Below are 22494 nucleotides of genomic sequence, written 5' to 3'. Positions count from 1 at the left end.
TAAGTACAAATCATGGTTTTATAATAAGACAATAATCCGCTTTTGTTCCAAACAGTTTCGTAAAATGAGACATTAATTCTGCCTGATAATTTGGGAAAACTTCGCTTCATTTTCAATTATAATTTCACGATAGGCCCGGTTCTCTAGCCTTTCTATGCTACAATCAAAGTAACAAACTGAATTGATTCTAGGAGGCGGCCACTATGAAAATTGAAAATGAGAAATTTGGCACTTACCAAGGACAAGATGTTATTAAATATACCCTGACGAATGATAATAACGTCAGCATTAGCGTCCTTAACTTCGCCGGCATCTGGCAGGCATACATGGTTCCCAACACCCGTGGCGGCCGGGTTAACCTGTTGCTCAGTGCCGACAACATCGACGCCTATGTAGATCCCAACAATGCGTCCCTGTACGTTGGCCGGATCATCGGTCGCTTTGGCGGACGGATTGCAAAGGGCCAGTTTGATATTGACGGGGTTGAATACAAAATTCCCGCTAATGAGGGGAATAACTCCCTGCACGGTGGGGCAAACGGCCTGAGTCAGCAGTTTTACGATGTTGCTACTAAGCAGGACCAGGACAAGCTCCAGGTCATCCTCACAACAACGATTGGTCCAGACACTGATAAGCTGCCGGGCAACGAGACCGTGACGGTCACCTACACCCTGCAAAACGACAACAGCGTCACTATTGACTTTGATGGGAAGACGGATGCCAAGACCCTTTTCAACCCAACCACCCATGCCTACTGGAACCTCTCCGGTGAAGCTAAGACCATCCAGGGGCACGTCTTAACACTGAACTCTACCTACCACCTCGAACTTGACGATGAAAAGCTGCCAACGGGGCGGAAGCTGATTAATAAGAATACCCCGTTCGACTTCAGTCACCCAACGGTAATGGGGACCGCCCTCCAAGAATTGCAGGAGCAAGGTGTTCCTGAGGGTGGCTTTGATGACGTCTTCGTTGTTCTGCCAAGTAACCGGCTTGCCCATGAGCCGGTGGCAACCCTCATGGATGCCGCTACTGGACGGAAGATTAAGATGTTCTCTGACCGGAACGGCCTGGTGGTTTACACCGCTAACGGCACGAATGCGGACGGCTTCAACCGCCCGGCGGGTTCGTGGTTTGCAATGGCCATGGAAGGCCAAACCCTTCCTGACACTCCTCACCACCTGCAGTTTGGTGATATTTCACTTCGTCCTGGTTACCCCCAGCACTACCAAATTCGTTATGAATACTTTGCCTAGAGGAGGAAAATAACATGCATAAGAAGTTAACAAAATCCAAGAATAAGGTCTTCCTTGGTGTCTGCGGTGGAATTGCTGATTACCTGGGCATGGACGCCACGGTCATTCGCTTAATCGCCATCGTCCTGATTGCCTGCACCGGCTTTTTCCCGTTGACGATTATCTACCTCGTTGCGGCGGCCATTATGCCTGACTATCATGGCCCCGCCCACCGGGATAATACCGTCGAGGGTGAATTTAAGGAAAAGTAATTAATGAACCGACTAAAAAAGGGTTCCAGCTAAAGCGCTGGAACCCTTTTTTTAGTTCATTATTTCATTTATCGTTCAGCCCGCTCACGGTAGGCAACCTGGGCCTGGAGGTGGTAGTCGGCGGTCGTTAAAATTGTGGACCCCCGCCGGCCCGGAATCTTATTGGGGCCATCAGTTACCAGTAAACCAGCAAGGTAAATGCGGTACTTTTGGTGGGCATCCCGGACGTCGGTTAGGCCAATCCGGATGATGTGACCAACCGCCCGTCGTTCCATCTGGTTAATTCCAATGTAAATTTCCAACCGGTGACGAATCTTGTCATGGACCAGCTCGAAGTACGGCGGCACAGCGTTGGTGTTTAAGGCCTGAACTGGCTTACCCGTCTCACTATACTTATTAATCACCTGGTCATCATTGAGACCATTAAAATCGTTGGCAAAGATGCCGTTGTCGACCAACTGGTTTACCACTTCCTGGAGGTTATGCTGCTCATAACTATCAATCTTCACAACTGCGGGAATAGTATTATCACCCGTAAATAAGCCGTTAGACTGGTTGGCCATTATCTGGGCCAGTTGCTGTTGCCCACTGTTCTTTACCTCGGTATTACCGAATTTTTGTCCCGTAATCTTAGCAAAACGGGGAGAAAAGTAGTCAAGTTTCGAGGTCCTCCCTAGAAAATAGTAGACAAAGTTCAGGTATAAGAAATAAGTAATCGCAACCATCGCTAAGCAGTACAGGAAGGCCCGCATCCAAACGTGGTTCATGAACAGACGGAAGGTAACGTAGACCAGGTAGATGTCACCAAGGGTCGCAATCCCAATATAGATCCGACTCTTTAGCTTCACATCGAGGTTAAAGTAGCTCAGAGATGAATTTATCATATCAAGGAAACTAAACATGGTAATTCAACACCTCCTTATTGGTTACTTTGGGTTGTGGTACCGGTATTACCACCGGTTGAGCCACCGCTATTACCGCTGCCAGTTCCACCACCGTTATTGGTGCTGTTGGTCTGATTGTTTGAAGTCGTCCCGCCAGTATTATTATTATTATTCGTTGACCGGGTGGTGTTGTTATCATTGCCGCCGGTATTCCGGGTCGTCGTTTGGTCATCATCGTCCGTCTGGTTATCACTATCCGAACGCTTCGTTACCGAATTATCACCCGCAGAATCAGAGTTAGCATCTTTTTCACTGCTGTTATCCCGGTCGTTATCTGGGTCAATATCACTACTTTGGCGGACACGGGAAGTCGAGACAACCTTGGCCCCTTCTGTTGTGTGGGTTGCCTTGTTAACAACAACGTTGGTTGCACCCAAAGCTAATACTAGTGATACCAACGCAAATGGTGTCACCAGTGGTGGTATTTTTGCTGCCATTTTTGATTCTCCTTTTCTCAAATTATATCTTAACCGATTTTACCCAAAATAAATGTTAAGGAAAGGTGAAATTTTTATTTCAAATGCCGGGCCCGGCAATCCGCACAAATCCCCCGTAACTCGAAGGTATGCCCGGTAATCTTGGCGCCGGGAAGCTGCTGTTCATAAAATTGCATGTCTAACGGCGGCATTTTAATTTCTTGCACCCGGCCACAAACTTCACAGATGAAGTGATGGTGGTGAGCCGTATCACACCGGTACTTGACCTGCATCTGATCGTTATGCTGGCGAAGTTCGACCAGCTCTAGTCGTTCAAAGGCCTTGAGGTTCCGGTAAATGGTGTCATGACTAAGGCCGGGATAGGCTTTCCGGAGGGCCTGGTCAACTTCCGTAATGTCTTGGTAGTGTTCCGGGTCCTTGCTAACCAGGTCCAGCATCATCTCCCGCTGCTTGGTCCAGCGCATGTGGTTGGCCTTGAGCTTAGCCCGTGCATCACTAATTAACTTTTCCAAATCCCCCACACCTCTTTCACTGGAAACTTCATTTTACCACCGAAAAACCTATACTGACATAATTTTGCCCAGCAAATCATCCAGCTGCTCGGCGGTCTGGATCCAGTCATCGTTGACAATCACGTGGGCGATGTGGTCCAAGTAGTGCGGTAGGTGGAGGTCCCGTTGGTATTCGCGACTCTTGAGCCGGGACTGAATTGCCCCTTGCTGGTCACCGCGGCCAGCCATCCGGCGCACCAAAACATCCAGCTTGCTGACGGTCAAAAAGATAATCGTCACCCGGTCACCAAGGGCCTGGTGGTAGGTCAGTGCCCCCTTCGTATCGAGGACGATCACGTCAGCATGCCCCTGCTGCCAGCCCTCTTCAAGTCCCTCCATTGAAGAACCATACCGGGCTTGGTCGTAAGTGACTGACTCGAGCAGGTGGAGCTGGTCCATCGATGTGTCATCCTCGAAGTGGTAGTCAACCCCGTCGCGCTCACCGGGACGGGGTGCCCGGGTAGTATGAGTAATTACCCGGTGCATACCAAAGTGCTTCTGCAGGTAGCCGGCAACCGTCGTTTTCCCAGAACCGGCCGCACCACAAATGACAAATACGTGGTCCTTAGTCATCTTGCTTCGTCAGGTGGTCGTTGACCTGGTCAAGGAGCTGCTTGAGGTTGTCGTAAGTCAGTTGCTTACGGGCGTCCTGGTAGTTAAACCAACCACAGTTCCGGATTTCTTCCGCCTGTAAGTGGATGTCTTCATTAGCAGCCAGGTCGGCCGTGTAGAGGGTCATCTGTTTGTGGTTACCGTTTGGCAGGTCATATTCCGTGTAGACATGGAAGCTCGTGTCAATTGGCAGGGTTAGCTGGGTCTCTTCCTTTATTTCCCGTTCAGCGGTCTGCTTCAAACTCTCGTTGCCTTCAACGTGGCCCTTAGGGAATCCCCAGAAGTGGCCTTTTTTTTGGCTTTCCAAGAGCAGGTATTCAAGCTGCCCATCCTTTTTACGGTATACTACTGCACCACTCGTTACTTCGATTGCCATATCAGGTTCTCCTTTAATAAAAAATTAATTTTTCTCATTGACTTTTAATGTTAGTGGTATGTATCATTATCAGTAATGATAATTCACATTACATTATAGCAAAGGTGGTTTAAAGATGCGCTTAAACATTATGCGGAAAGAAAGTCTTGATCGTTACCTCGGGGTCGACAAGCACTTTGTTAAGTCAATGACGGCCATTGACTTGATGGCCCTAGGGATTGGGGCAGTAATTGGTACCGGGATTTTCATCCTTCCCGGGACCGTTGCCGCTAACTCTGCCGGCCCTGGTGTCACCCTGTCGTTCTTCTTCTCAGCAATTGTCTGTGCGCTCGCGGCCATGTGTTATGCTGAATTCTCCTCAGCACTACCGGTCGCCGGAAGTGCGTACTCATACGGGAACGTGGTCTTCGGTGAATTCTTTGGCTGGATTCTCGGCTGGGCCCTTGTCCTGGAATACATGCTGGCGGTGGCCTCCGTGTCAACCGGTTGGGCCGCTTACTTCAACTCGTTCATCGCTAGCTTCGGTCTGAAATTACCCAAAGCCGTCTCTGGTCCCTTTGACCCGGCCCACGGCACCTACGTCAACATTGTTGCCATTATCATTGTCCTACTGATTAGCTGGATGCTCTCTAAGGGGATGCAATCCTCAATGCGGATCAACAACGCTGCCGTGGCAATCAAGCTGGCCATCATCATTATCTTTGTCCTCGTGGGACTCTTCTTCATCAAGCCATCCAACTACCACCCATTTCTTCCCTACCACATGAAGGGTGTCTTCCACGGGGCCACGGTCGTCTTCTTCGCCTTCCTGGGCTTTGACGCCGTCTCCTCTTCTGCCGCAGAAGTCAAGAACCCCAAGCGGAACATGCCGATGGGAATCATCGGGACTTTAGTAGTTGCGACCGTCCTCTACATGGCCGTTTCTGTTGTTTTGACCGGGATGGTTAAGTACACAAAGCTTGACGTGGCCAACCCGGTAGCCTTTGCCCTTGAAGCCGTCCACCAGGGATGGATTGCTGAGCTGCTTTCCATCGGGGCCTTAATCGGGATGTTCACGATGATGGTTACCATGATTTACTCCAGTTCACGGCTGGTTTACTCCATTGGTCGGGATGGACTCTTGCCTTCGTTCCTCGCTAAAATCGACAATCACCACCACGTTCCTCAAGAGGCGCTCTGGATTGTTACCCTGATCATCGCTATCATGGGCGGGTTCGTCTCCTTAGACCAGCTGACCAGCCTGGTTAACATCGGGACCCTGCTGGCCTTCCTCTTTGTTTCCTTCGGGATTATTCCCCTGCGGAAACGGAAGGACATCGGTAACAAGGGCGGCTTCCAAGTTCCCCTCTACCCGGTTCTGCCAATCATCTCCGGTCTGGCTTGCCTGGCAATGATGACCATGCTTTCCAAGGAAACCTGGATTGGTGCCGGCATCTGGTTCGGAATTGGCCTGATCATCTACTTCAGTTACGGTTACCGGCATAGTAAGCTAAATCAGGACCGTTAATTTCACAATCTTTTATCAGGGATGACCCGTCTAGTTTGCGTCATTTCTGATTTTTTGTTAGGGTAGTAATAATTCACTTCACAAGGAGGGACAATTTATTTGGCCTAAATTAACGGCCAAGTAAGCTATGAATAATACGAAAAAAGACTACAAGAAAGCACCAGTATTACCCACCCACCGCGGAAACTATCTCGCCTTAATTCTTGGACAAATATCATGCGGGTACGCCCTCGGTATCAGTGGGACGGCCCTTGCCCAAGCCCAAACAGTGACCAACCTGAATAACTTCTGGGTTGGCCTCATTGGTGCCGGCAGCCTAATTGGCCTGGCCGGAAGCGCCCTGATGGGAAAAATTGCCGACCGCTCCGGCCGGAAGGGAATGCTGATGATCAACATGTACCTTTTCTCTATCCTTTCGATCCTTCAACTATTTACCGCTAATCACTGGGGGCTCCTGGTCCTCCGGGTGTTGATTGGGCTAATGATTGCCATCGACTACACCGTCGGTAACGCCTGGCTAGTCGAATGGATGCCGGAAAAGGTGGCCGGCCGGGCTCAGAGTAACCTCATCATCTACTGGACAATTGGCTTCATTGCTTCCTACATCGCCGGGATCATGATTACCGGCTTTGGCAGTCACAACTGGCAGATTATCCTCGCTTCTTCGGTGGTTCCCGGCCTGATTACGGCCATTTACCGGTCCGTTTACAGCTTACCGGCATCCCCAAGCTGGTTGGCCACCCACGTTAACAACCACCAGGCCCAAAAGGTAATCCAAGAAAACCTGGGTAAGAAGTGGGGCCTCTCGAAGAAGCTAATCAAGAGTACCGCCCCCGACAATATTTCCTGGAAGGTGCTATTTACTAAGGAGTACCGCCGGCGGACCCTTGTTGGTGGCCTCTTTTACGCCTGCCAGGCCTTCTCCTTCTTCGGCATCAGTATCTTTTTGCCCATCCTCTTAACCAGCATGCAGATGGGTAACAGCAACCTTTCCGGGGTCATCTACAACGTTTGTGTCCTCATCGGGGTCTTAATTGGGACCGCATTGTTCAAACACATCAGTCGGCGGGCTTTTCTGATTGGGACATTCTTCCTGTCCGCGCTCGCCCTGGTTCTGATGGTTGTCGGGACCCACTTCCCCAATGTCGTGATGATCACCCTCTTCGCCTTCTTTGCCGTCGTTTTGTCAGCGGGGTTGGTTCTCGACTACCCCTACCCGACAGAATTATTTGATATCAAGGTCCGGGCCACGGGTGTCGGGACCTGCATTACAATTAGCCGGATTGGGGCGGCCAGCGGCACCTTCCTCCTCCCCATCCTGACCAATATCGGTGGGGCCAGCCTGGCAATGATTGTCTGCACCGCCGTCCTCATCGTCGGGGGCCTGATCTGCCTCTTCTGGGCACCAGAAACGTCGCCCCGTTTTCGTAAGTAATAAAATAAGAAGCTGGGAAAAAAGCTTCAGAGTGCTCCGTATGGCTAGTATAGGACGATTGTTGCACGGTACGGGCCAATGATTGTCCGTAATCAATGGACTTGCTTCGCGGCGCTAGACACTAGGAGCACGCTTTTTTCCCGCGATTACTGTGTAATATTTGGAAAGCTAAACTAGGCTGGTGAGAGAAACAAAGTTTTCTCCCAGCCTCGTTATTTTATTACTTAGCAAACATCTTAAATTCAAGGAAGAGGTCATTGTACTCGCCCAGCGTCTTCAGCGGCAGGTCATGGTAGGTCTGCAGGTGGCGCATCGTCTTTTGTGGCGGGTAAAACGCCTGGTTACTAGTTACCTTCTTCGAAAGGCGCTTCTTGGCAGCCCAGTTAGGGGTGGCATAGCCAACGTACCGCGCGTTTTGGGCGGCATTGGCGGGCGCCAGCATAAAATTGATAAAGGCGTAAGCGGCCGCTTTGTTTTGGGCCCGCTTGGGGATGACCATATTATCAAACCAGATGTTACTTCCCTCGCTAGGGACGACGTAGTGGAGGTGGTGGTTGACGTCCATCATTTCTCGGGCATCCCCCGAATAGGTAACCCCAACGTCCGTCTCGTCCTGTTCCATGTACATCTTCATCTCATCAGCAACAATTGCCTTTACATTCGGCGTCAGGGTCTTCAAGTGTCCCTGCGCCCTTTTTAATTTGGTGAAGTCTTTGGTATTAACCGACTGGTGCTGGGTAATCAGGGCAATTGCAAAGACGTCACGGGCGCTGTCAATCAGCATAACGTTGTTTTTCAGCCGGGGGCTCCACAACTGCTCCCAGTGCTGGACGGCACCAGCGTTGATCTTCTGATCATTATAAATAATACCGAGCGTACCCCAGAAGTAGGGAACCGAGTACTTGTTTCCCCGGTCAAAGGAGCGGTTCAAAAATTGCCGGTCAATGTAACGGAGGTTGGGCAACTTCTGATGGTCCAGCCTGGCTACCAGGCCCTCCTTTTTCATCCGCTGGACGGTGTACTCACTGGGAATAACCAAGTCGTAATTTGTTCCACCCTGGCGGAGCTTCGTCAGCATTGATTCGTTGCTATCAAAGGTTTCGTAGTCAACCTTGTACCCCGTCTGCTTTTCAAACTTGCTGATCAGGGCCGGGTCAATGTAGTCACCCCAGTTGTAGATGGTTAAGACCCGGTGCCCACCTGAGTTTCCACGGTGGTTCAAGGCGTATTCCCCACCGAACAGTAACAGGCACAGGGCGAGAATGCCAACGATAATTGTCAACAGCTTTTTCATTGCGCATCCCCCTCCTTAACCGCAACGACCCGGTGACGGCGGCCACCGTGCTTACTGATTAGGTAGTAGCCACCGACCAGCAAGAGCGAAGCCAGGAGCATCAGGGCCGACAAGGCATTGATCTCCAGGTTAATCCCTTGCCGGGCCCGGGAATAAATCTCAACGGAGAGGGTTGAAAAGCCATTCCCCGTTACAAAGAAGGTCACCGCAAAGTCATCTAAGGAATAGGTCAGAGCCATGAAGAAGCCGGCCCCAATCCCCGGGGTAATTGCCGGCAGGATAACCTGGGACAGGGCCTGCCACCGACTGGCCCCCAGGTCGTAGGCGGCGTCCACCAGGGTTGGCGACAGCTCGTTTAGCTTGGGCAGGACCATCAGCACCACGATGGGGATGCAGAAGGCAATGTGGCTCAAGAGGACCGAGACAAAGCCCAACCGGATTCCCAACATCGTGAAGAAGATCAAGAAGCTGGCCCCAATGATGACGTCGGGGGAAACCATCAGGACGTTATTGAGGGAAAGAAGACTGTTGCGGACTTTCCCCCGGGTCTCCTTAATTGCCAGGGCCCCCAGTGTCCCGACGATGGTCGCAATCAGCGCCGCCAGCAGGGCAACGATCAGTGTGTTGAAGACAATCGTGATCATCCGCGTGTCGGCAAACAAGTCGGCGTAGTGGCGCAGGGAAAAGCCATGGTACTTTTCCATTGTGGTCCCCGCACTAAAGGAGTAAACGACCAGGTAGACAATTGGGGCATACAGGATAATAAAAACAACGGTCAGGTACAATCCCGACCAGGAGAAATGATGTTTTTTCACCGGGTGTACCCTCCCTTCTGCTTGGCTTCACCAGTTGCGAACATGACGATAAACATAGCGATGATCAGGACAACACCAATCGTGGACCCCATCCCCCAATTCTGGGTAGTTAAGAAGTGCTCTTCAATTGCGGTCCCCAGGGTAATCACCCGGTTTCCACCAATCAAGCGGGTAATCATAAAGAGGGAGAGTGAGGGGATGAAGACCGCCTGAATTCCGGCCTTAACACCGGGCATTGAAAGCGGCCAGATGACCTTTGTGAAGGTCTGCCACTGACTGGCCCCCAGGTCCTTGCTAGCGTTGATCAAGGACGGGTTGATCTCGGCCAGCGAGTTGAAAATTGGCAGGACCATAAACGGAATTTCAATGTAGGCCGCAACGAACATAAAGCTGGCGTCGGTGAAAAGAAGCTGGTGGCTCCCCAGGCCCACGAAGCGCAAGAACTGGTTGATTGACCCCGTCCGACTAAAAAGGCCAATGAAGGCGTAAGTCTTTAACAGCAGGTTGATCCAGGTGGGCAAAATCACCAGCAGGAGCCAGAATTGCTTGTTGGGCAGGCGGTTTAAGACGTAGGCCGTCGGGTAGCTGATTACCAGGGTGACCAGGGTAATCAAAAAGGCATACCAGACCGAGTTAAAGGTCATCTTCAAGTAGACACCGGACGTCAGGTAAGTCGTGTAGTTATCCAGGGTGAACTGCCCGTTGATATTATAAAGGGACTGGTAAAAGATCAAGATTAATGGTGCTAAGACGAAGAGGACGATCCACAGGAGGTAGGGAACAATGAAGAGTGTTTTCTGCCGCATCATTCACCCTCCTCGTAGCTGTCCAGCCGGGCATCAAAGTCGGCCTCCGTTTCGTTATAGCGCATCACGTGAATATCTTCGGGGTCAAAGCTAATCCCTACCCGGGCGCCGACAGTGGTCTTATGGATTGAGTTGATTTTCCAGACATGGTCCCGGACATCGTGAACGGTAATCTGGTAGTCCACTCCCCGAAAGAGCTGGGTATCGACCGTTCCCACCAGCTGGCCCTTCTCAACCGTAGTGATGTCGAGGTCCTCTGGACGGATGACGACCTCAACCCGTTCGTTGGGCCGCATCCCCGCATCCACACACTTAAAGTCCTGGCCGTTAATGGCAACCAGGTAGTCTTTTTTCATGGTTCCGGGAACAATGTTGCTTTCCCCGATAAAGTCGGCAACAAAGTGGTTCAGCGGCTCGTCATAGATGTCGACCGGCGTGCCGCTCTGCTGGATCTTGCCATCGTTAATGATCATGATCTGGTCACTCATCGCTAGGGCCTCTTCCTGGTCGTGGGTAACGAAGATAAACGTGATCCCCAGTTTACGCTGCAGCTGGCGGAGCTCGGCCTGCATCTGTACCCGCAGCTTATGGTCCAGCGCTGACAGGGCCTCATCCAGTAGCAACACCTGGGGCTCGTTGACAATTGCCCGGGCAATCGCCACCCGCTGCCGCTGGCCCCCCGACATCGCGGTGATTTCCCGGGCCCCGTAACCAGCTAGTTGCACCAACTGCAAGGCCTCATCGACCCGGCGCTTAATCTCATCTTTCTTGACCCCTTTAATCTGGAGACCAAAGGCGACGTTTTCGGCCACGTTCATGTGGGGGAACAGGGCGTAATCCTGGAAGACGGTGTTGACCTGGCGGCGATTGGCGGGCACGTCGTTAATTTTTTGGCCAGCAAAGTAAATTTCCCCACTAGTCGGCTGGTCAAAGCCAGCAATCAGCCGTAAGATAGTCGTTTTCCCCGATCCTGAGGGTCCCAAGAGGGTATAAAACTTTCCCGCCTCAATTTTGAAGTTGATGTCGCGGAGGACAACGTTATCGTCGTACCGCTTGCCGACATGGCGGAATTCCATAATATTTTCTGTCATCAGCATATCCTCGTCTTAGTTATATTTAGCAAATCAATTAAATTATACCTGGTCGCAGCATAAATTTGGTTGTCAAAGCCCGAAAAATTACCGTGGCCACCGGATAAGTGCGATAATACAGGTAATTATTTTCAAACGGGGTGTTCACATGAAAATCAACCAATTTAGTATCATCAACGCCGACCCACAGCAAGAGCAGGCGGAGTTACAAGCCATCCACCTCCTCAAAGACGAGGACATGGCGATGCCGGCAGTCAAGCTCTGGCAGTCTCTGCTTTTACGGATGCACGACGGGATTGATAGTCCCCTCACCGGTCAGGAATGGCTCCACGATATTCTCGCCACCCCGACAGCTGCAATTGATGATTGGCTCACCGGCAACGCGGCATTGACAACCCCGGTCTTTTACCGGGTTGCCCTTCAGCTGCTCAATTTTGAACCGGAAGTGGACTTCAACCTTGATAATCCCTTGAAATTTTGGGACCAGGTGACCCTACCGCGTCGCAACCACGACACGTGGCGCACGGCTGACGTGGTTGATGCCATTTACCTCCTTCTCAATACCCGGGGGAAAAACGGTCAAACGCTAATCGATAGCTTAACCAGCCAGGGCTTCTTGAAGTGGACATACCAGTTGCCCGCTAAAGATAAGCCCCTCTTCTTCAACGGCAAGCCCCTGGCCTGCTTCGACCCCCACAAGTTTATCCGGGAGGTCGTTTACGTTGAAACGGACATGGATACTGACTTTGACGGGCAAGCCGACCTGGTTAAGGCGGAAATTATTCGGCCCCAAGAATCAAGCGTTAAGAAGTTCCCGGCCGTGTTCACCGCCAGTCCGTATAACCAGGGGACTAATGACGAATGGGGTGAGAAGTCGACCCATAACGTGAACCACCGGCTCCACCACAAGGATCCCAACTACCAGGCACCCGCGGAAGCTTCCTTCCCAACGAACTTTGCCCGCCAAGCAGTCAAGGGAACGGCCCCGCACGCCACAGCAACCTTTACTAGCACCCCGGCTTACACCTTGAATAACTACCTGGCCGTCCGGGGGTACGCCATCGTCTACTCCGCCGGGATCGGAACGAGGGACTCCGATGGCCTGCAAACCTGTGGTTCCCCCGAACAGACCGATGCGATGAAGGCGGTCGTGGAGTGGCTGCATGGCGACCGGCGGGCATTTACCGACCGGCACAGCGGCTTGTTAACCACCGCCAGCTGGTGCAACGGTAACGTGGCAATGACCGGGCGATCTTATTTAGGAACCCTCTCCACCGCGGTGGCCACTACCGGGGTGGCTGGACTCAAAGCAATCATCAGTGAAGCCGCCATCTCCAGCTGGTACGACTACTACCGGGAAAATGGTCTGGTCCGGGCGGCCGGCGGCTTCCAGGGCGAAGATGCGGACACACTGGCAAACGAGACCTTTAGCCGGACCAAGCGACCAGGCGACTTCCAACGCATCAAGCCGACCTACCTCAACTACATCAAGCAGTTAACTGCAGCGATGGACCGGCAGACCGGCAATTATAACGCCTTCTGGGCCAACCGTGACTACCGGCCAAACATTTCCAAGATTAAGGCGGCCGTAATGATGGTCCACGGCCTCAATGACACGAACGTTAAGCCCAGCAACGTCAAGGCCCTCGCCGACCGGTTGCAAGAAATGCCCGTGACCAGCAAGCTCATTCTCCACCAGGGACAGCACATCTACATCAATGCCTTCCAGTCGCTGGACTTCTCCGAAATGGTCAACCTCTGGCTGGCTAACAAGCTCTGGGCGGTGAATAACAACGCCGACAACGTTTTACCAAACGTTTTAGTACAGTCCAACAAGCTGCCGGAGACCTGGACGGCTTACGACCAGTGGACCGCCGGGAAGGCCGTCACCTACCACTTGCAGGCCGGCCGGCTGACCAACACGGCAGGTGAATCGACTACCTGTCAATTTAATGACCAGCAGTCTCCCGCTGACTACCAGGCCTGGTGCAAACAGCCAGCAAAGTGGCAGGCAGCCCTGGTCAAGGACGATGGTCGTTTCAGCTGTCGCTTCATGAGTGACAAGCTGGCCCACGGCTTAGTCCTGCGGGGAACGCCCCACCTCAGTCTCCAGGTTGCTTCGTCGGTGGACCACGGAATGGTCAGTGCTGAGCTGATCGACTGGGGAAGTGCCAAGCGCCTGACCACGTCTCCCGTCTTGATCAACCGGGGTGGGCTCCCGTTAGGCTATCACTGGGCCAGTGATGACCTTCGTGAATTCAAGTTCCAAAAGGAAGCGAGCCCCTACAAGGTAATCAGCAGTGGCCACATTAACCTCCAGAACCGCCACCGCCCGGACCAGACTGAGGATTTGCGTGCGGGCCAGCTGGTGGATGTTTCCCTTGACCTCCAGTCAATCTTCCACGAATTGGCAGCGGGCCACCAACTAGAGCTGATTATTTACAGCACTGACTACGAATTTACCCTCCGCGGCAACGAAGACATCACCTATACCCTGCCCCTTGAAAAGGCAACCCTGACCATCCCCGGCAGCCAGGAAGAAAGGTAAATTTTCGCATCTTCTTACAAAGTGAGTTAGAATAGTATTTATTGTCTCACGAAAAAGGAGCGATCAATTTGAAGCAAGGAACAAAAATCATTACCCTCGATAACGGTTACCACTTGTGGACGAATACCCAGGGTGAAGGTGACATTCACCTGCTCGCCCTCCACGGTGGTCCCGGTGGCAACCATGAATACTGGGAAGACGCCGCTGACCAGTTGAAGAAGCAGGGATTAAACGTCCAGGTCACCATGTATGACCAGCTGGGTTCCCTCTACTCCGACCAGCCAGACTACTCTGACCCCGAAATTGCCAAGAAGTACCTCACCTACGAGTACTTCCTGGATGAAGTCGACGAAGTTCGGCAAAAGCTGGGCTTAGACAACTTCTACTTAATCGGGCAAAGCTGGGGTGGCCTGCTCGTCCAAGAGTACGCAGTCAAGTACGGTCAACACCTCAAGGGCGCAATCATCTCCTCAATGGTTGATGAGATTGACGAGTATGTCGAACACGTCAACGCCCTCCGTGACCAGACCCTGCCTAAGGAAGCGGTCGCCTTTATGAAGGACTGCGAAGAACGCGACGACTACAGTAACCCGAAGTACCAGGAATACGTTCAGGTCATGAACGAGAACTTCGTCGACCGAAAGCAGCCTTCCAAGCTCTACCACCTCAAGGACATTGGTGGCGACGCGGTTTACAATGTCTTCCAGGGGGACAACGAGTTTGTCATCACTGGTAAGCTGAAGAGCTGGCACTTCCGTGACCAACTCAAGAACATCAAGGTGCCAACCCTGATTACCTTTGGTGGGCACGAAACGATGCCAATCGCCACCGGTGAAAAGATGGCTAAGCTGATCCCGAACGCCAAATTTGTCACCACGCCGGGTGGTGGCCACCACCACATGGTTGATAACCCTGACGTTTACTACAAGCACCTGGCTGACTTCATTCGCCAGGTTGAAAACGGCACATTTAACAAGTAAAACCTAAGAGCGCGTCCCGTGGCTGGCATTAGGCCCCGGGGCGCTTTTTTGTCGTTCAAATCAAGGATCCCCAGGCCTAATTTGCAACATTTCCTTGAATGTTTTAAGAATCCCTAAATTCCGCCAAGTCAGCGAAGGGAATATGGTAGGATATTATTAGTAAGTAAACAGGTAAAGGGGAGAAAACTGCAAAAACTTAAAGCAACACTCACCGCCCGCTAATCAGTTGCCGGGCCTGTCGCAATGTCGCTTTATCAACTCTAGGGGAAAAGATGAAAGAAAAATACCAACTAACCACTGCTGAAATTAAACAGCAACTTGGCCTCAAAGAATTTACACAGGGGATTAGCAGCCAAGAAGCCGCGACCCGCCTGCAAAGGGATGGGCAGAATGCTCTGGAAGTTAAGCCAACCCCCAAGTGGAAAATCTTTTTGCGCCAGTTTAACAACATTGTTATTTACATTTTGCTGGTTGCAACCTTGTTAACCATCATGATTGGCCACTATACGGACGCGGTCGTTATCCTCGCCGTCGTCATCCTTAATTCTCTGATTGGCTACTTCCAGGAGACAAGTGCTGCCAATGCACTAGCTAAGATTAAGGAAATGATGGCGCAGCACGCTACCGTCTACCGTGACGGTAAGCGGCAAGATATCGACGCCAGTGACCTGGTTGTCGGTGACGTTGTCTTCTTAGAAGCCGGGGATAACGTGCCCGCCGACCTGCGAATTGTGTCCGCTGATAACCTGCGGATTGAGGAGTCGGCCTTGACTGGTGAAACCAACTCGGTTATTAAAACCGACGAGGCCCTAACCGATGATAAGATTCCGCTGGCTGACCGGGTCAACATGGCTTATTCCTCCACTTCCGTAACCAGCGGGAGCGGACTCGGGGTGGTCGTGGCCACTGGTGAACACACCGAGATTGGGAAGATTTCCCAAGAGGTGGCTCACATCAAGCCGAAGAAGACCCGGCTCACTCGGGAAATCGACCGGGTGGGGACCATCGTTTCCTACATCACGATTATCGGTTCCGTTATTATCTTCATCATCGGTTTCTTCCTGCAAATCTATTCACTGCCGGCCCTGGCCCTCGCGGTGGTGGCAATGCTGGTGGGGTCCATCCCCGAAGGATTGCCCGCTACCACCTCCGTTATCCTGGCATTTGGGGTAAGTAAGATGGCCAAGCGCTACAAGACGATTATTAAGTCCATGCCGGCCGTAGAAACCCTGGGCTCCGTTGACGTGATCGCCACCGATAAGACGGGGACGTTAACGAAGAACGAGATGACTGCTATTGAACTGTGGTCTGGTGACCAGCATTACACCGTTACGGGAACTGGCTACGCGCCCCAGGGACAGCTAATGCAAGACGGTCACCAGGTTGAAGTTGACGACCAGCTCAAGCTCTTGCTAGAGGCGGGCTTTCAGGCCAACGATACGGTCCTCAGTGAGGAGGATGGGCGTTGGGTGATCAATGGTGAGCCGACTGACGGTGCCTTCCTAACCCTCTACCACAAGCTCTTGGGGGCCAAGTACCAATCTGCTTACGAGCCCCAAGACCTCCTGCCGTTTGATTCTGACTACCGCTACATTGCGGAATTGACCCGCAACACGGAGAATAACCAGCAGGTTATCTTCATCAAGGGGTCACCCGACAAACTGTTTGAGATGGCTGCCAAGGATGACCCCGCCTTCGACATCCAAAAGTGGACTAAGCGGGTTAATGACTGGTCCGTGGCGGGTAAACGGGTCATTGCCCTCGGCTTTCGGGTTGTCGAGGGGGAAAACCTGATGGAGATTGAACACGACCACCTTTACCAGGGAATCCACCTCCTCGGTTTGGCCGCCCTCCAAGACGCGCCCCGTGAAGAAGTCATTGCCGCCCTCAAGACAATGAATAATGCCGGGGTAGCAGTTAAGATGATTACTGGGGACGACCCGCAAACCGCCCGGGCGATTGGTCAGCAACTGGGCTTGGCCCCAGGTGAAATTCACGCGATAACTGGCGCCCAGTGGGACCGGCTACCTGCCGAAGAACAGGCCAAAGCGGCCCAGGATAACCAGGTTTTTGCCCGGACAACACCGCAAAACAAGCTGGAAATCATTGACGCCCTGCAGCGGGGCCAACTCGTTACCGCGATGGTCGGGGACGGGGTCAACGACGCCCCGGCCCTCAAGCAGGCTGACATCGGGATTGCCATGGGGATCAAGGGGACGGACGTTGCCAAAGACGCCGCCGATATGGTCCTGGGGGATGACAACTTTGCAACCATGGCGACGGTCATTGAAGAAGGTCGCCGTATTTACGACAACATCAAGAAGAGCATCCTCTTCCTGTTGCCGACCTCGTTTGCCGAAGGCCTTGTGGTGGCCTTCTCAATCCTGACCGCCCAACAAGTTCCCCTCCAGCCAGTTCAGCTGCTCTGGATCAACCTGGTGGCCGCCATCACCATCCAGTTTGCTTTTGTCTTCGAGAAGGCAGCACCGGGGTTAATGAACCGACCACCACGCCCAGTGTCATCCAAGTTAATGAACCGGCACGACCTTATCCAGATGGGCTATGTCTCAGCGCTGATGGCGATCTTCGCCCTCGTTGCATACGACTGGTTCACTGGTCACGACGCAAGTGTTATCAACGCAACAACGATGATGATTAACGTGATTGTCATCAGTAAACTCTTCTACTTCTTCAGCATTCGGACCACCGGCAATGGTCTCAAACAGATTAAAACAATTACCGGCCGGGCATGGGCAGTGATTGGAATCATGCTGGCATTCCAGCTGATTTTGACCTACACGCCATTCATGCAGGAAGCCTTCCACGTTACCGGGATTAGCTTGGTAGAATGGTTGGCGGTGATTGTCTTCTCCTGCCTGATCATGTTGGTCGCCGAAGCTGATAAATGGATTCGTTTCAGAAAGGAAAACGAGAATGGGGCAAATTAATAACTTTATTTTTGACATTGATGGAACACTGATTGACACCTTTGATATGTACATGCCGCCAATGATCACCATCCTGCGGCAACACGGCTACCACATTGCACCGGAAGACGAACTAGCAACGATGAAAAAGCTCTTCGGAATTACCGGTGCCGACGCCCTCCGTATCTTTGGGGTCCGCCCCGATGAACGGGAGACCATTCAAAAGGAGTGGATTAAAGCCACGTATAAGCGGAAAAACTTGGTCAAGGTGATTGACCAGGTCCCGGAAGCGCTAGCTGCGCTCGCCAAGGTCAAAGGAAATCACCTGGCCGTGGCAACTTCCAAGCTTCGTCACGAATACGAGACCCACTTTGCCCCCGAGTACCCATTTGCCCGCCTCTTTGAGGTTGCAATCACCTCTTCGGATACGGTTAAACACAAGCCGGACCCCGCACCCTTACTGGCGGCCATTGCCAAGTTAAAGGCGGTCCCGGAAAATTGTGTTTACGTTGGTGATACAATTAACGATCAAAAGGCAGCCCGGGCCGCTGGCATTAAGTTTGCGGGCGCCCTTTACGGGTCCGCTAATCCGGAATCAATTGCGGATGCCGACTACCCACTGCGTTCACCAATGGACCTACTTAAGATTTGAAATAAATAAGACTGGAAATTTGTGTTTTCCAGTCTTATTTTTATAAGAAATCATTATTTGAGGAGGACCTATCAATGACTTTTTATAGTGAAAGTTACTTCTTACACCAGCAGCAGTTAACCAGCCTGGTCAACTACATCGCCATCGTGGTACTGCTGCTCCTGGTGATCTTCAACACAATCCGTTACCTCCGCCACCAATTGCGGACACGGAACCGGGATCTGGGAATCATTTTCTTCCTGCTCCTACTCATCTTCACCGGACTACAGATCACCAACCTGGAACGGACCGTTACCCAGCGGTCCCAATCCCTGCAGATGCAACCGTTCATCCAGGCGGTTGCCAAGGACCATGGTCTGAAGTCCAGCCAGGTCGTGGTTAATTCCACTACCCTGACCGATGGCATCTTGGTCCGCTTCAGGGGCAGGGATTACCGGGTCAACATGAGCCCCAGCGGTGATAACTACACCCTTAGCCGGGCGCACGTTGTCGACCACACGGTTAAAATCCAACACTAAGGAGGTTGCAAAATGGATTACGGACTAGTCACAATTAAGTTTGTCCTCGGAATGATCTGCCTAATCTTCCAAATTAATATTTCTGGTAAGAGCAACCTGGCGCCGAACTCGGCGATCGACCAGGTCCAAAACTACGTCCTCGGGGGCATCATTGGGGGTATTATCTACAACAACGACGTCACCGTCCTCCAGTTCCTCATGGTTCTCTTAATCTGGACAGTAATTGTCTTCATCATCAAGTTTGCTAAGGAACATAACAACGTTGTTCATAAGATTGTCGACGGGCAGCCCCGCCTGCTGATCAAAAACGGCCAGCTTTTGGTCGATAACTGTATGCGGGCCGGGATTACCGCCAACGAGCTGATGTTCCGCCTGCGCCGGCACGGTGTTTACGAGGTCAACCAGGTAAAGAGCGGAATTCTCGAACAAAATGGCCAGCTCGTCGTCATCGAAAACGATGAGCAAAACGTCCACTTCCCGATCATCAACGACGGGCAAATCAACCAGGACGTCCTGGAACTAACCCACCACGACGTGCAGTGGCTGAAAAACGCGGTCGTCAAGGCCGGGTACCGGAGCATTAACGATATCTACCTCGGTGAATACATCCATGGTCAGCTGCACCTCGTTGCCTACCCGAACGACTAGGAATTATAAAGTACACATTAGGCCTGCAGTGGCGAACTTGCGCACTGCAGGCCTATATTGCTTATCCTAATCTTTCTTAAACAGGGCAGCCATCTTAGCAGCGACCGCCGGGTCAAGGTTATCCGCCAGGGTACTCTCCGTCGTCTGCTGCTCGTCCTCATGGTTCTTGATTGTCTGGGCAAGCTCGTCGGCAACTGCCTGCTCACCAACCTTAATCGGGTTAACGGTCAGGCGACCACCAGCGGCATCGGCGTGGCCACCACCAGCAAAGTACTTCTCCGCAAACTTAGCAACGTCGAGCTTGCCGTTGCTACGGAGGGAGACGCTAACGGGGCTGATAACCAGGGCCGCGTCCACGTCGGGGTTCTGGTCAAGAAGCTCGTGGGCAATCTCGGACTTGTAGTCACTGGCGTAGACAATGCCAAACTGGTGCCCGTCCAGCTTCGTCTTCAAGATATCCTTTAGGTGTCCTTTTAGATACTTGGCCCGCCGTTCGTTGAGGGTCCGGATCAAGAGCTGGTTGTCCTCCCGGTACTTGGTCCAGCCGGCGTTAAAGACATCCATGACAAAGGACGCCGAGTCTTGCAAGGGGTAGAACCAGAAGAGCTGGTCAAGGTCATCCGCGGCTGTCCGCTCCTCATCCCCCATGTCAGGGTCGTTTTGCCAGTCCCAGGTATCATAGGCCCGGATCAGTTCGACCAGGTAAGCTAAGTCCTGACGCCGCTGTTCTGGCAGGTCATTGAAGTGGGGCTGCTTTTGGAGCCAGTCCCACACCAGGCTTGCCGCACTGGGGTTAACCTGGGGGTCAGCGGGAAGGACACTATTGGCAGCATACTTTTTCCGCAGAGCTTCTTCACTTTCGTGGTGGTCAAAGACGAGCCAGTGGTTGGCAAAGTTAGTATTTAGCTGCTGGAAGGTATAGTCGCTGTCGGGGGTCATGTCCATGATGTAAACATCGGTAAAGCGCCCCGTTTCTGGGCTCTTCAACCAGTGGGCAAATTCGTCATCAATCCGCCCGGCACCACAGTTTGTCATGTCAAACTCCACGTCAGCAAACATCGTCGGCTGCACTGCCCTTAGCAAAAGCGGGGCCCCAAAACCATCTAAATCATTATGCGAAAAAAGTTTTATTAATCGTTTAACCATCTTATGACCACCTTATCAATTCTTTTGTCCCCATTATACCGTAAGCCCGCCCAGGCACATAGCGTATCAACTGACATTAGGTACAGGAATTGGTATGATTAATATTAGTGAAGTTTTAGAAAGGACAATGCTCAATGAAAATATATGATTACCGGCAGGAATTGATCACCCTGTTGGAAAACACCAGTAGCGACCCCGCAAGTTTGCTCCAAACCCAGCGTAGCCTAACAACCATTCTTAATATCCTCAACCACTACGCTGAAGGCCAGGGCAACCGTCCAGTGCCCGCCGTTAAAAAGCCCCGTTTTCACCAGCACCAGGTAAACCGGGACCAGCAGCCCCTGCCAACCGCCGCTAAAAAGCAGTTAAAGTCACTGTTAACGGGCCCTGCCAAGGAAGTTACGGACACGAAACCGGCAATTCATGTCCGGCCCGCCGAAAAAGAGGCCGCGACCCCCAAGGAAATTACCCCGGAAGAGCGCCTGGCTGCCGATAACCGCTACCTCGTTCACCGAAAGCTGAGCGGGGCCGAAATTAACCACCGCTACTACTCCGAGGCGATTCTCCACCACCTGCCATTCCCGGTTGAAGATGGGGACATTGTGGAGCTAGACCCCCAGCAAACGGTCCGGGGGCTGCCCGCCATCCGTCGGGTCACCAGCGACCACCTCACCGACTACCAACCGGAGAAGATCAACGTCCTGGAGTACGCCAAGCTAACCGCCGTCCCGGGTTCCGACGTCCTGCAGATCAGCAGCACCATGAAGGAAAACTCGATTCTTGATACTGCCCCTGCTAACACTGTCGTTGTCGACCCCTTCAAGTACCCGGGCCGCGACTTGAAGGCCGGAATGGTCATCGACTATGCCTACTATGACCGGGGTAACGGCCTCAAGGATGCGGCTGATGGTTCGATTCGCTGGATCCATGAAAAGACCGACTTCGATACTACGAAGCAACCGGCTAAGCCAAAGAAGGTCAAGAAGGTTACTAATACCCGTCACGACTACGAGAAGAAGCTTGACTATGACCTCAAGCAGCGCACCGTCTTAGTAATTACGGGGGTCCGTGACAAGGTCCAGGGCCTTAAGCCAGTAATCACGAAGCACCATGGTGTGTTCCACGGCCTTGACGCCTCGGCAGAAGAAAAGGTTTCCTCCAGCACCTTAAAGCGGGAGATTCGGAACGCCGACTTCGTGATTGTCTGCATCGACGCAATCCACCACCGGATTAGCCAGCTCGCCAACCACCATGCTAAGCGCTACGACAAGCCACTAGCCATCGCCAACGTCACCTCCAACACCGCCGTCGAGCGGGCAGTTGGGCGGGCACTAAATGGTGATCCCGCCTACGCCGTCGCTAGCGAAAAGATTGACTAGGTAAGAAAATTAAAATTTCCTGTTGACTTTTATTAAATTATGTTTAGAATGATAAACAATAATTTAATTATTTGATCGCAATGAGAAAGAAGAGTACCTTTACCAGCGACATCAGCGAGTCTCGTGAGGTGTGAGGAGGCAGTCCAACGGCAAGGGGAAAATCACTTTCGAGTCCTAATCTTAAAATCCAGTAAGACTAGGTGGTAACACCCATTATCGTGTCAGCGTATCGCTATTTAGCCGTACGTGAAGAGGTTGTTTGATGACAGCCTGAAAATAGGGTGGTACCACGCTAATGCGTCCCTTAACCAATGTAAAAGT

The 22494-nt window shown here is 52.1% G+C and carries 21 protein-coding genes and 1 other annotated feature; of the genes, 11 read left to right on the top strand and 10 right to left on the bottom strand.

All coding sequences use genetic code 11. The annotated features are described in order from the left end of the window. The first annotated feature begins 203 nt into the window (after positions 1-203). Together QOS01_RS04910 and QOS01_RS04905 are read left to right on the top strand one after the other, a co-directional pair. On the top strand, positions 204-1256 hold the full coding sequence (locus QOS01_RS04910) for an aldose epimerase family protein (RefSeq protein ID WP_283621346.1): 1053 nt from the start codon (positions 204-206) through the stop codon (positions 1254-1256). 14 nt (positions 1257-1270) lie between these two features. Continuing rightward, positions 1271-1507 (top strand): PspC domain-containing protein, encoded by a 237-nt coding sequence (locus tag QOS01_RS04905; RefSeq protein ID WP_283621345.1) that lies wholly within the window; start codon positions 1271-1273, stop codon positions 1505-1507. Between the two features lie 68 nt (positions 1508-1575). Here the strand turns inward: QOS01_RS04905 and QOS01_RS04900 are convergent, their stop codons facing one another. The 5 genes from QOS01_RS04900 to QOS01_RS04880 all read right to left on the bottom strand — a co-directional run bounded on the left by QOS01_RS04900 (position 1576) and on the right by QOS01_RS04880 (position 4427). Further along, positions 1576-2409 (bottom strand): DUF6681 family protein, encoded by an 834-nt coding sequence (locus QOS01_RS04900; RefSeq protein WP_283621344.1) that lies wholly within the window; start codon positions 2407-2409, stop codon positions 1576-1578. A 17-nt stretch (positions 2410-2426) separates the two neighbouring features. After that, entirely contained in the window at positions 2427-2888 is a 462-nt protein-coding gene (locus QOS01_RS04895) for a hypothetical protein (RefSeq protein WP_283621343.1), read from the bottom strand. Between the two features lie 74 nt (positions 2889-2962). Beyond that, positions 2963-3400 (bottom strand): Fur family transcriptional regulator, encoded by a 438-nt coding sequence (locus tag QOS01_RS04890; protein ID WP_283621342.1) that lies wholly within the window; start codon positions 3398-3400, stop codon positions 2963-2965. 48 nt (positions 3401-3448) lie between these two features. Beyond that, on the bottom strand, positions 3449-4012 hold the full coding sequence (locus tag QOS01_RS04885) for a guanylate kinase (RefSeq protein WP_283621341.1): 564 nt from the start codon (positions 4010-4012) through the stop codon (positions 3449-3451). Next, the gene (locus QOS01_RS04880) at positions 4005-4427 is read right to left on the bottom strand and encodes a bis(5'-nucleosyl)-tetraphosphatase (protein WP_283621340.1); all 423 of its coding nucleotides are present in this window, start codon (positions 4425-4427) and stop codon (positions 4005-4007) included. The genes QOS01_RS04885 and QOS01_RS04880 overlap by 8 nt, the downstream gene beginning before the upstream one ends. Positions 4428-4542: 115 nt before the next feature. Here QOS01_RS04880 and QOS01_RS04875 point away from each other — a divergent pair, with 115 nt between their 5' ends. After that, complete coding sequence (locus QOS01_RS04875) at positions 4543-5934, top strand: APC family permease (RefSeq protein WP_047770278.1); 1392 nt, start codon at positions 4543-4545, stop codon at positions 5932-5934. 127 nt (positions 5935-6061) lie between these two features. Continuing rightward, complete coding sequence (locus QOS01_RS04870) at positions 6062-7369, top strand: MFS transporter (protein WP_283621339.1); 1308 nt, start codon at positions 6062-6064, stop codon at positions 7367-7369. Positions 7370-7589: 220 nt separating this feature from the next. Here the strand turns inward: QOS01_RS04870 and QOS01_RS04865 are convergent, their stop codons facing one another. Genes QOS01_RS04865 through QOS01_RS04850 form a run of 4 tightly spaced genes read right to left on the bottom strand, consistent with a single transcriptional unit; the run spans position 7590 to position 11375 of the window. Then, positions 7590-8663 carry an ABC transporter substrate-binding protein gene (locus QOS01_RS04865; protein WP_283621338.1) on the bottom strand — a complete coding sequence of 358 codons (1074 nt, stop codon included), beginning with the start codon at positions 8661-8663 and terminating at the stop codon, positions 7590-7592. After that, complete coding sequence (locus tag QOS01_RS04860; protein WP_283621337.1) at positions 8660-9478, bottom strand: ABC transporter permease; 819 nt, start codon at positions 9476-9478, stop codon at positions 8660-8662. The genes QOS01_RS04865 and QOS01_RS04860 overlap by 4 nt, the downstream gene beginning before the upstream one ends. Further along, a complete protein-coding gene (locus tag QOS01_RS04855) occupies positions 9475-10284 on the bottom strand; it encodes an ABC transporter permease (RefSeq protein WP_283621336.1) in 810 nt (269 codons plus the stop codon). Before QOS01_RS04855 ends, QOS01_RS04860 begins: the two co-directional genes overlap by 4 nt. Continuing rightward, positions 10284-11375, bottom strand: coding sequence for an ABC transporter ATP-binding protein (locus QOS01_RS04850; RefSeq protein WP_283621335.1), 1092 nt, complete (start codon positions 11373-11375; stop codon positions 10284-10286). Before QOS01_RS04850 ends, QOS01_RS04855 begins: the two co-directional genes overlap by 1 nt. Positions 11376-11523: 148 nt before the next feature. Between QOS01_RS04850 and QOS01_RS04845 the strand changes: the two genes are divergently transcribed. The 6 genes from QOS01_RS04845 to QOS01_RS04820 all read left to right on the top strand — a co-directional run bounded on the left by QOS01_RS04845 (position 11524) and on the right by QOS01_RS04820 (position 19648). Next, a complete protein-coding gene (locus QOS01_RS04845; RefSeq protein WP_283621334.1) occupies positions 11524-13923 on the top strand; it encodes a Xaa-Pro dipeptidyl-peptidase in 2400 nt (799 codons plus the stop codon). 68 nt (positions 13924-13991) lie between these two features. Further along, positions 13992-14903, top strand: a complete 912-nt coding sequence (locus QOS01_RS04840; protein WP_222258156.1) for a proline-specific peptidase family protein — start codon at positions 13992-13994, stop codon at positions 14901-14903. Positions 14904-15175: 272 nt separating this feature from the next. Then, positions 15176-17851, top strand: a complete 2676-nt coding sequence (locus tag QOS01_RS04835) for an HAD-IC family P-type ATPase (RefSeq protein ID WP_283621333.1) — start codon at positions 15176-15178, stop codon at positions 17849-17851. Then, entirely contained in the window at positions 17838-18482 is a 645-nt protein-coding gene (locus QOS01_RS04830) for an HAD family hydrolase (RefSeq protein WP_283621332.1), read from the top strand. The genes QOS01_RS04835 and QOS01_RS04830 overlap by 14 nt, the downstream gene beginning before the upstream one ends. A gap of 74 nt (positions 18483-18556) precedes the next feature. After that, positions 18557-19000, top strand: coding sequence for a DUF3290 family protein (locus tag QOS01_RS04825; protein ID WP_222258159.1), 444 nt, complete (start codon positions 18557-18559; stop codon positions 18998-19000). Positions 19001-19012: 12 nt separating this feature from the next. After that, complete coding sequence (locus tag QOS01_RS04820; protein WP_283621331.1) at positions 19013-19648, top strand: DUF421 domain-containing protein; 636 nt, start codon at positions 19013-19015, stop codon at positions 19646-19648. A gap of 66 nt (positions 19649-19714) precedes the next feature. Here QOS01_RS04820 and QOS01_RS04815 read toward each other — a convergent pair whose 3' ends face one another. Continuing rightward, positions 19715-20794, bottom strand: a complete 1080-nt coding sequence (locus QOS01_RS04815) for a DHHA1 domain-containing protein (RefSeq protein WP_222258161.1) — start codon at positions 20792-20794, stop codon at positions 19715-19717. A gap of 134 nt (positions 20795-20928) precedes the next feature. On the opposite strand from QOS01_RS04815, the gene QOS01_RS04810 reads away from it, so the two are divergent. After that, on the top strand, positions 20929-22173 hold the full coding sequence (locus QOS01_RS04810; RefSeq protein ID WP_283621330.1) for a DUF2325 domain-containing protein: 1245 nt from the start codon (positions 20929-20931) through the stop codon (positions 22171-22173). Positions 22174-22244: 71 nt separating this feature from the next. Further along, positions 22245-22481: a binding site (T-box leader), on the top strand. Positions 22482-22494: the final 13 nt, after the last annotated feature.

The sequence above is a fragment of the Limosilactobacillus avium genome (assembly GCF_947381485.1).
Taxonomy (GTDB): domain Bacteria; phylum Bacillota; class Bacilli; order Lactobacillales; family Lactobacillaceae; genus Limosilactobacillus; species Limosilactobacillus avium.
This window is presented reverse-complemented; position numbering and strand designations above follow the sequence as displayed.

Coding starts and splice junctions, on each gene's coding strand:
- QOS01_RS04910 (WP_283621346.1), top strand. CDS start 204: ATGAAAATTGAAAATGAGAAATTTGGCACTTACCAAGGACAAGATGTT.
- QOS01_RS04905 (WP_283621345.1), top strand. CDS start 1,271: ATGCATAAGAAGTTAACAAAATCCAAGAATAAGGTCTTCCTTGGTGTC.
- QOS01_RS04900 (WP_283621344.1), bottom strand. CDS start 2,409: ATGTTTAGTTTCCTTGATATGATAAATTCATCTCTGAGCTACTTTAAC.
- QOS01_RS04895 (WP_283621343.1), bottom strand. CDS start 2,888: ATGGCAGCAAAAATACCACCACTGGTGACACCATTTGCGTTGGTATCA.
- QOS01_RS04885 (WP_283621341.1), bottom strand. CDS start 4,012: ATGACTAAGGACCACGTATTTGTCATTTGTGGTGCGGCCGGTTCTGGG.
- QOS01_RS04880 (WP_283621340.1), bottom strand. CDS start 4,427: ATGGCAATCGAAGTAACGAGTGGTGCAGTAGTATACCGTAAAAAGGAT.
- QOS01_RS04875 (WP_047770278.1), top strand. CDS start 4,543: ATGCGCTTAAACATTATGCGGAAAGAAAGTCTTGATCGTTACCTCGGG.
- QOS01_RS04870 (WP_283621339.1), top strand. CDS start 6,062: ATGAATAATACGAAAAAAGACTACAAGAAAGCACCAGTATTACCCACC.
- QOS01_RS04865 (WP_283621338.1), bottom strand. CDS start 8,663: ATGAAAAAGCTGTTGACAATTATCGTTGGCATTCTCGCCCTGTGCCTG.
- QOS01_RS04855 (WP_283621336.1), bottom strand. CDS start 10,284: ATGCGGCAGAAAACACTCTTCATTGTTCCCTACCTCCTGTGGATCGTC.
- QOS01_RS04850 (WP_283621335.1), bottom strand. CDS start 11,375: ATGACAGAAAATATTATGGAATTCCGCCATGTCGGCAAGCGGTACGAC.
- QOS01_RS04845 (WP_283621334.1), top strand. CDS start 11,524: ATGAAAATCAACCAATTTAGTATCATCAACGCCGACCCACAGCAAGAG.
- QOS01_RS04835 (WP_283621333.1), top strand. CDS start 15,176: ATGAAAGAAAAATACCAACTAACCACTGCTGAAATTAAACAGCAACTT.
- QOS01_RS04830 (WP_283621332.1), top strand. CDS start 17,838: ATGGGGCAAATTAATAACTTTATTTTTGACATTGATGGAACACTGATT.
- QOS01_RS04825 (WP_222258159.1), top strand. CDS start 18,557: ATGACTTTTTATAGTGAAAGTTACTTCTTACACCAGCAGCAGTTAACC.
- QOS01_RS04820 (WP_283621331.1), top strand. CDS start 19,013: ATGGATTACGGACTAGTCACAATTAAGTTTGTCCTCGGAATGATCTGC.
- QOS01_RS04815 (WP_222258161.1), bottom strand. CDS start 20,794: ATGGTTAAACGATTAATAAAACTTTTTTCGCATAATGATTTAGATGGT.
- QOS01_RS04810 (WP_283621330.1), top strand. CDS start 20,929: ATGAAAATATATGATTACCGGCAGGAATTGATCACCCTGTTGGAAAAC.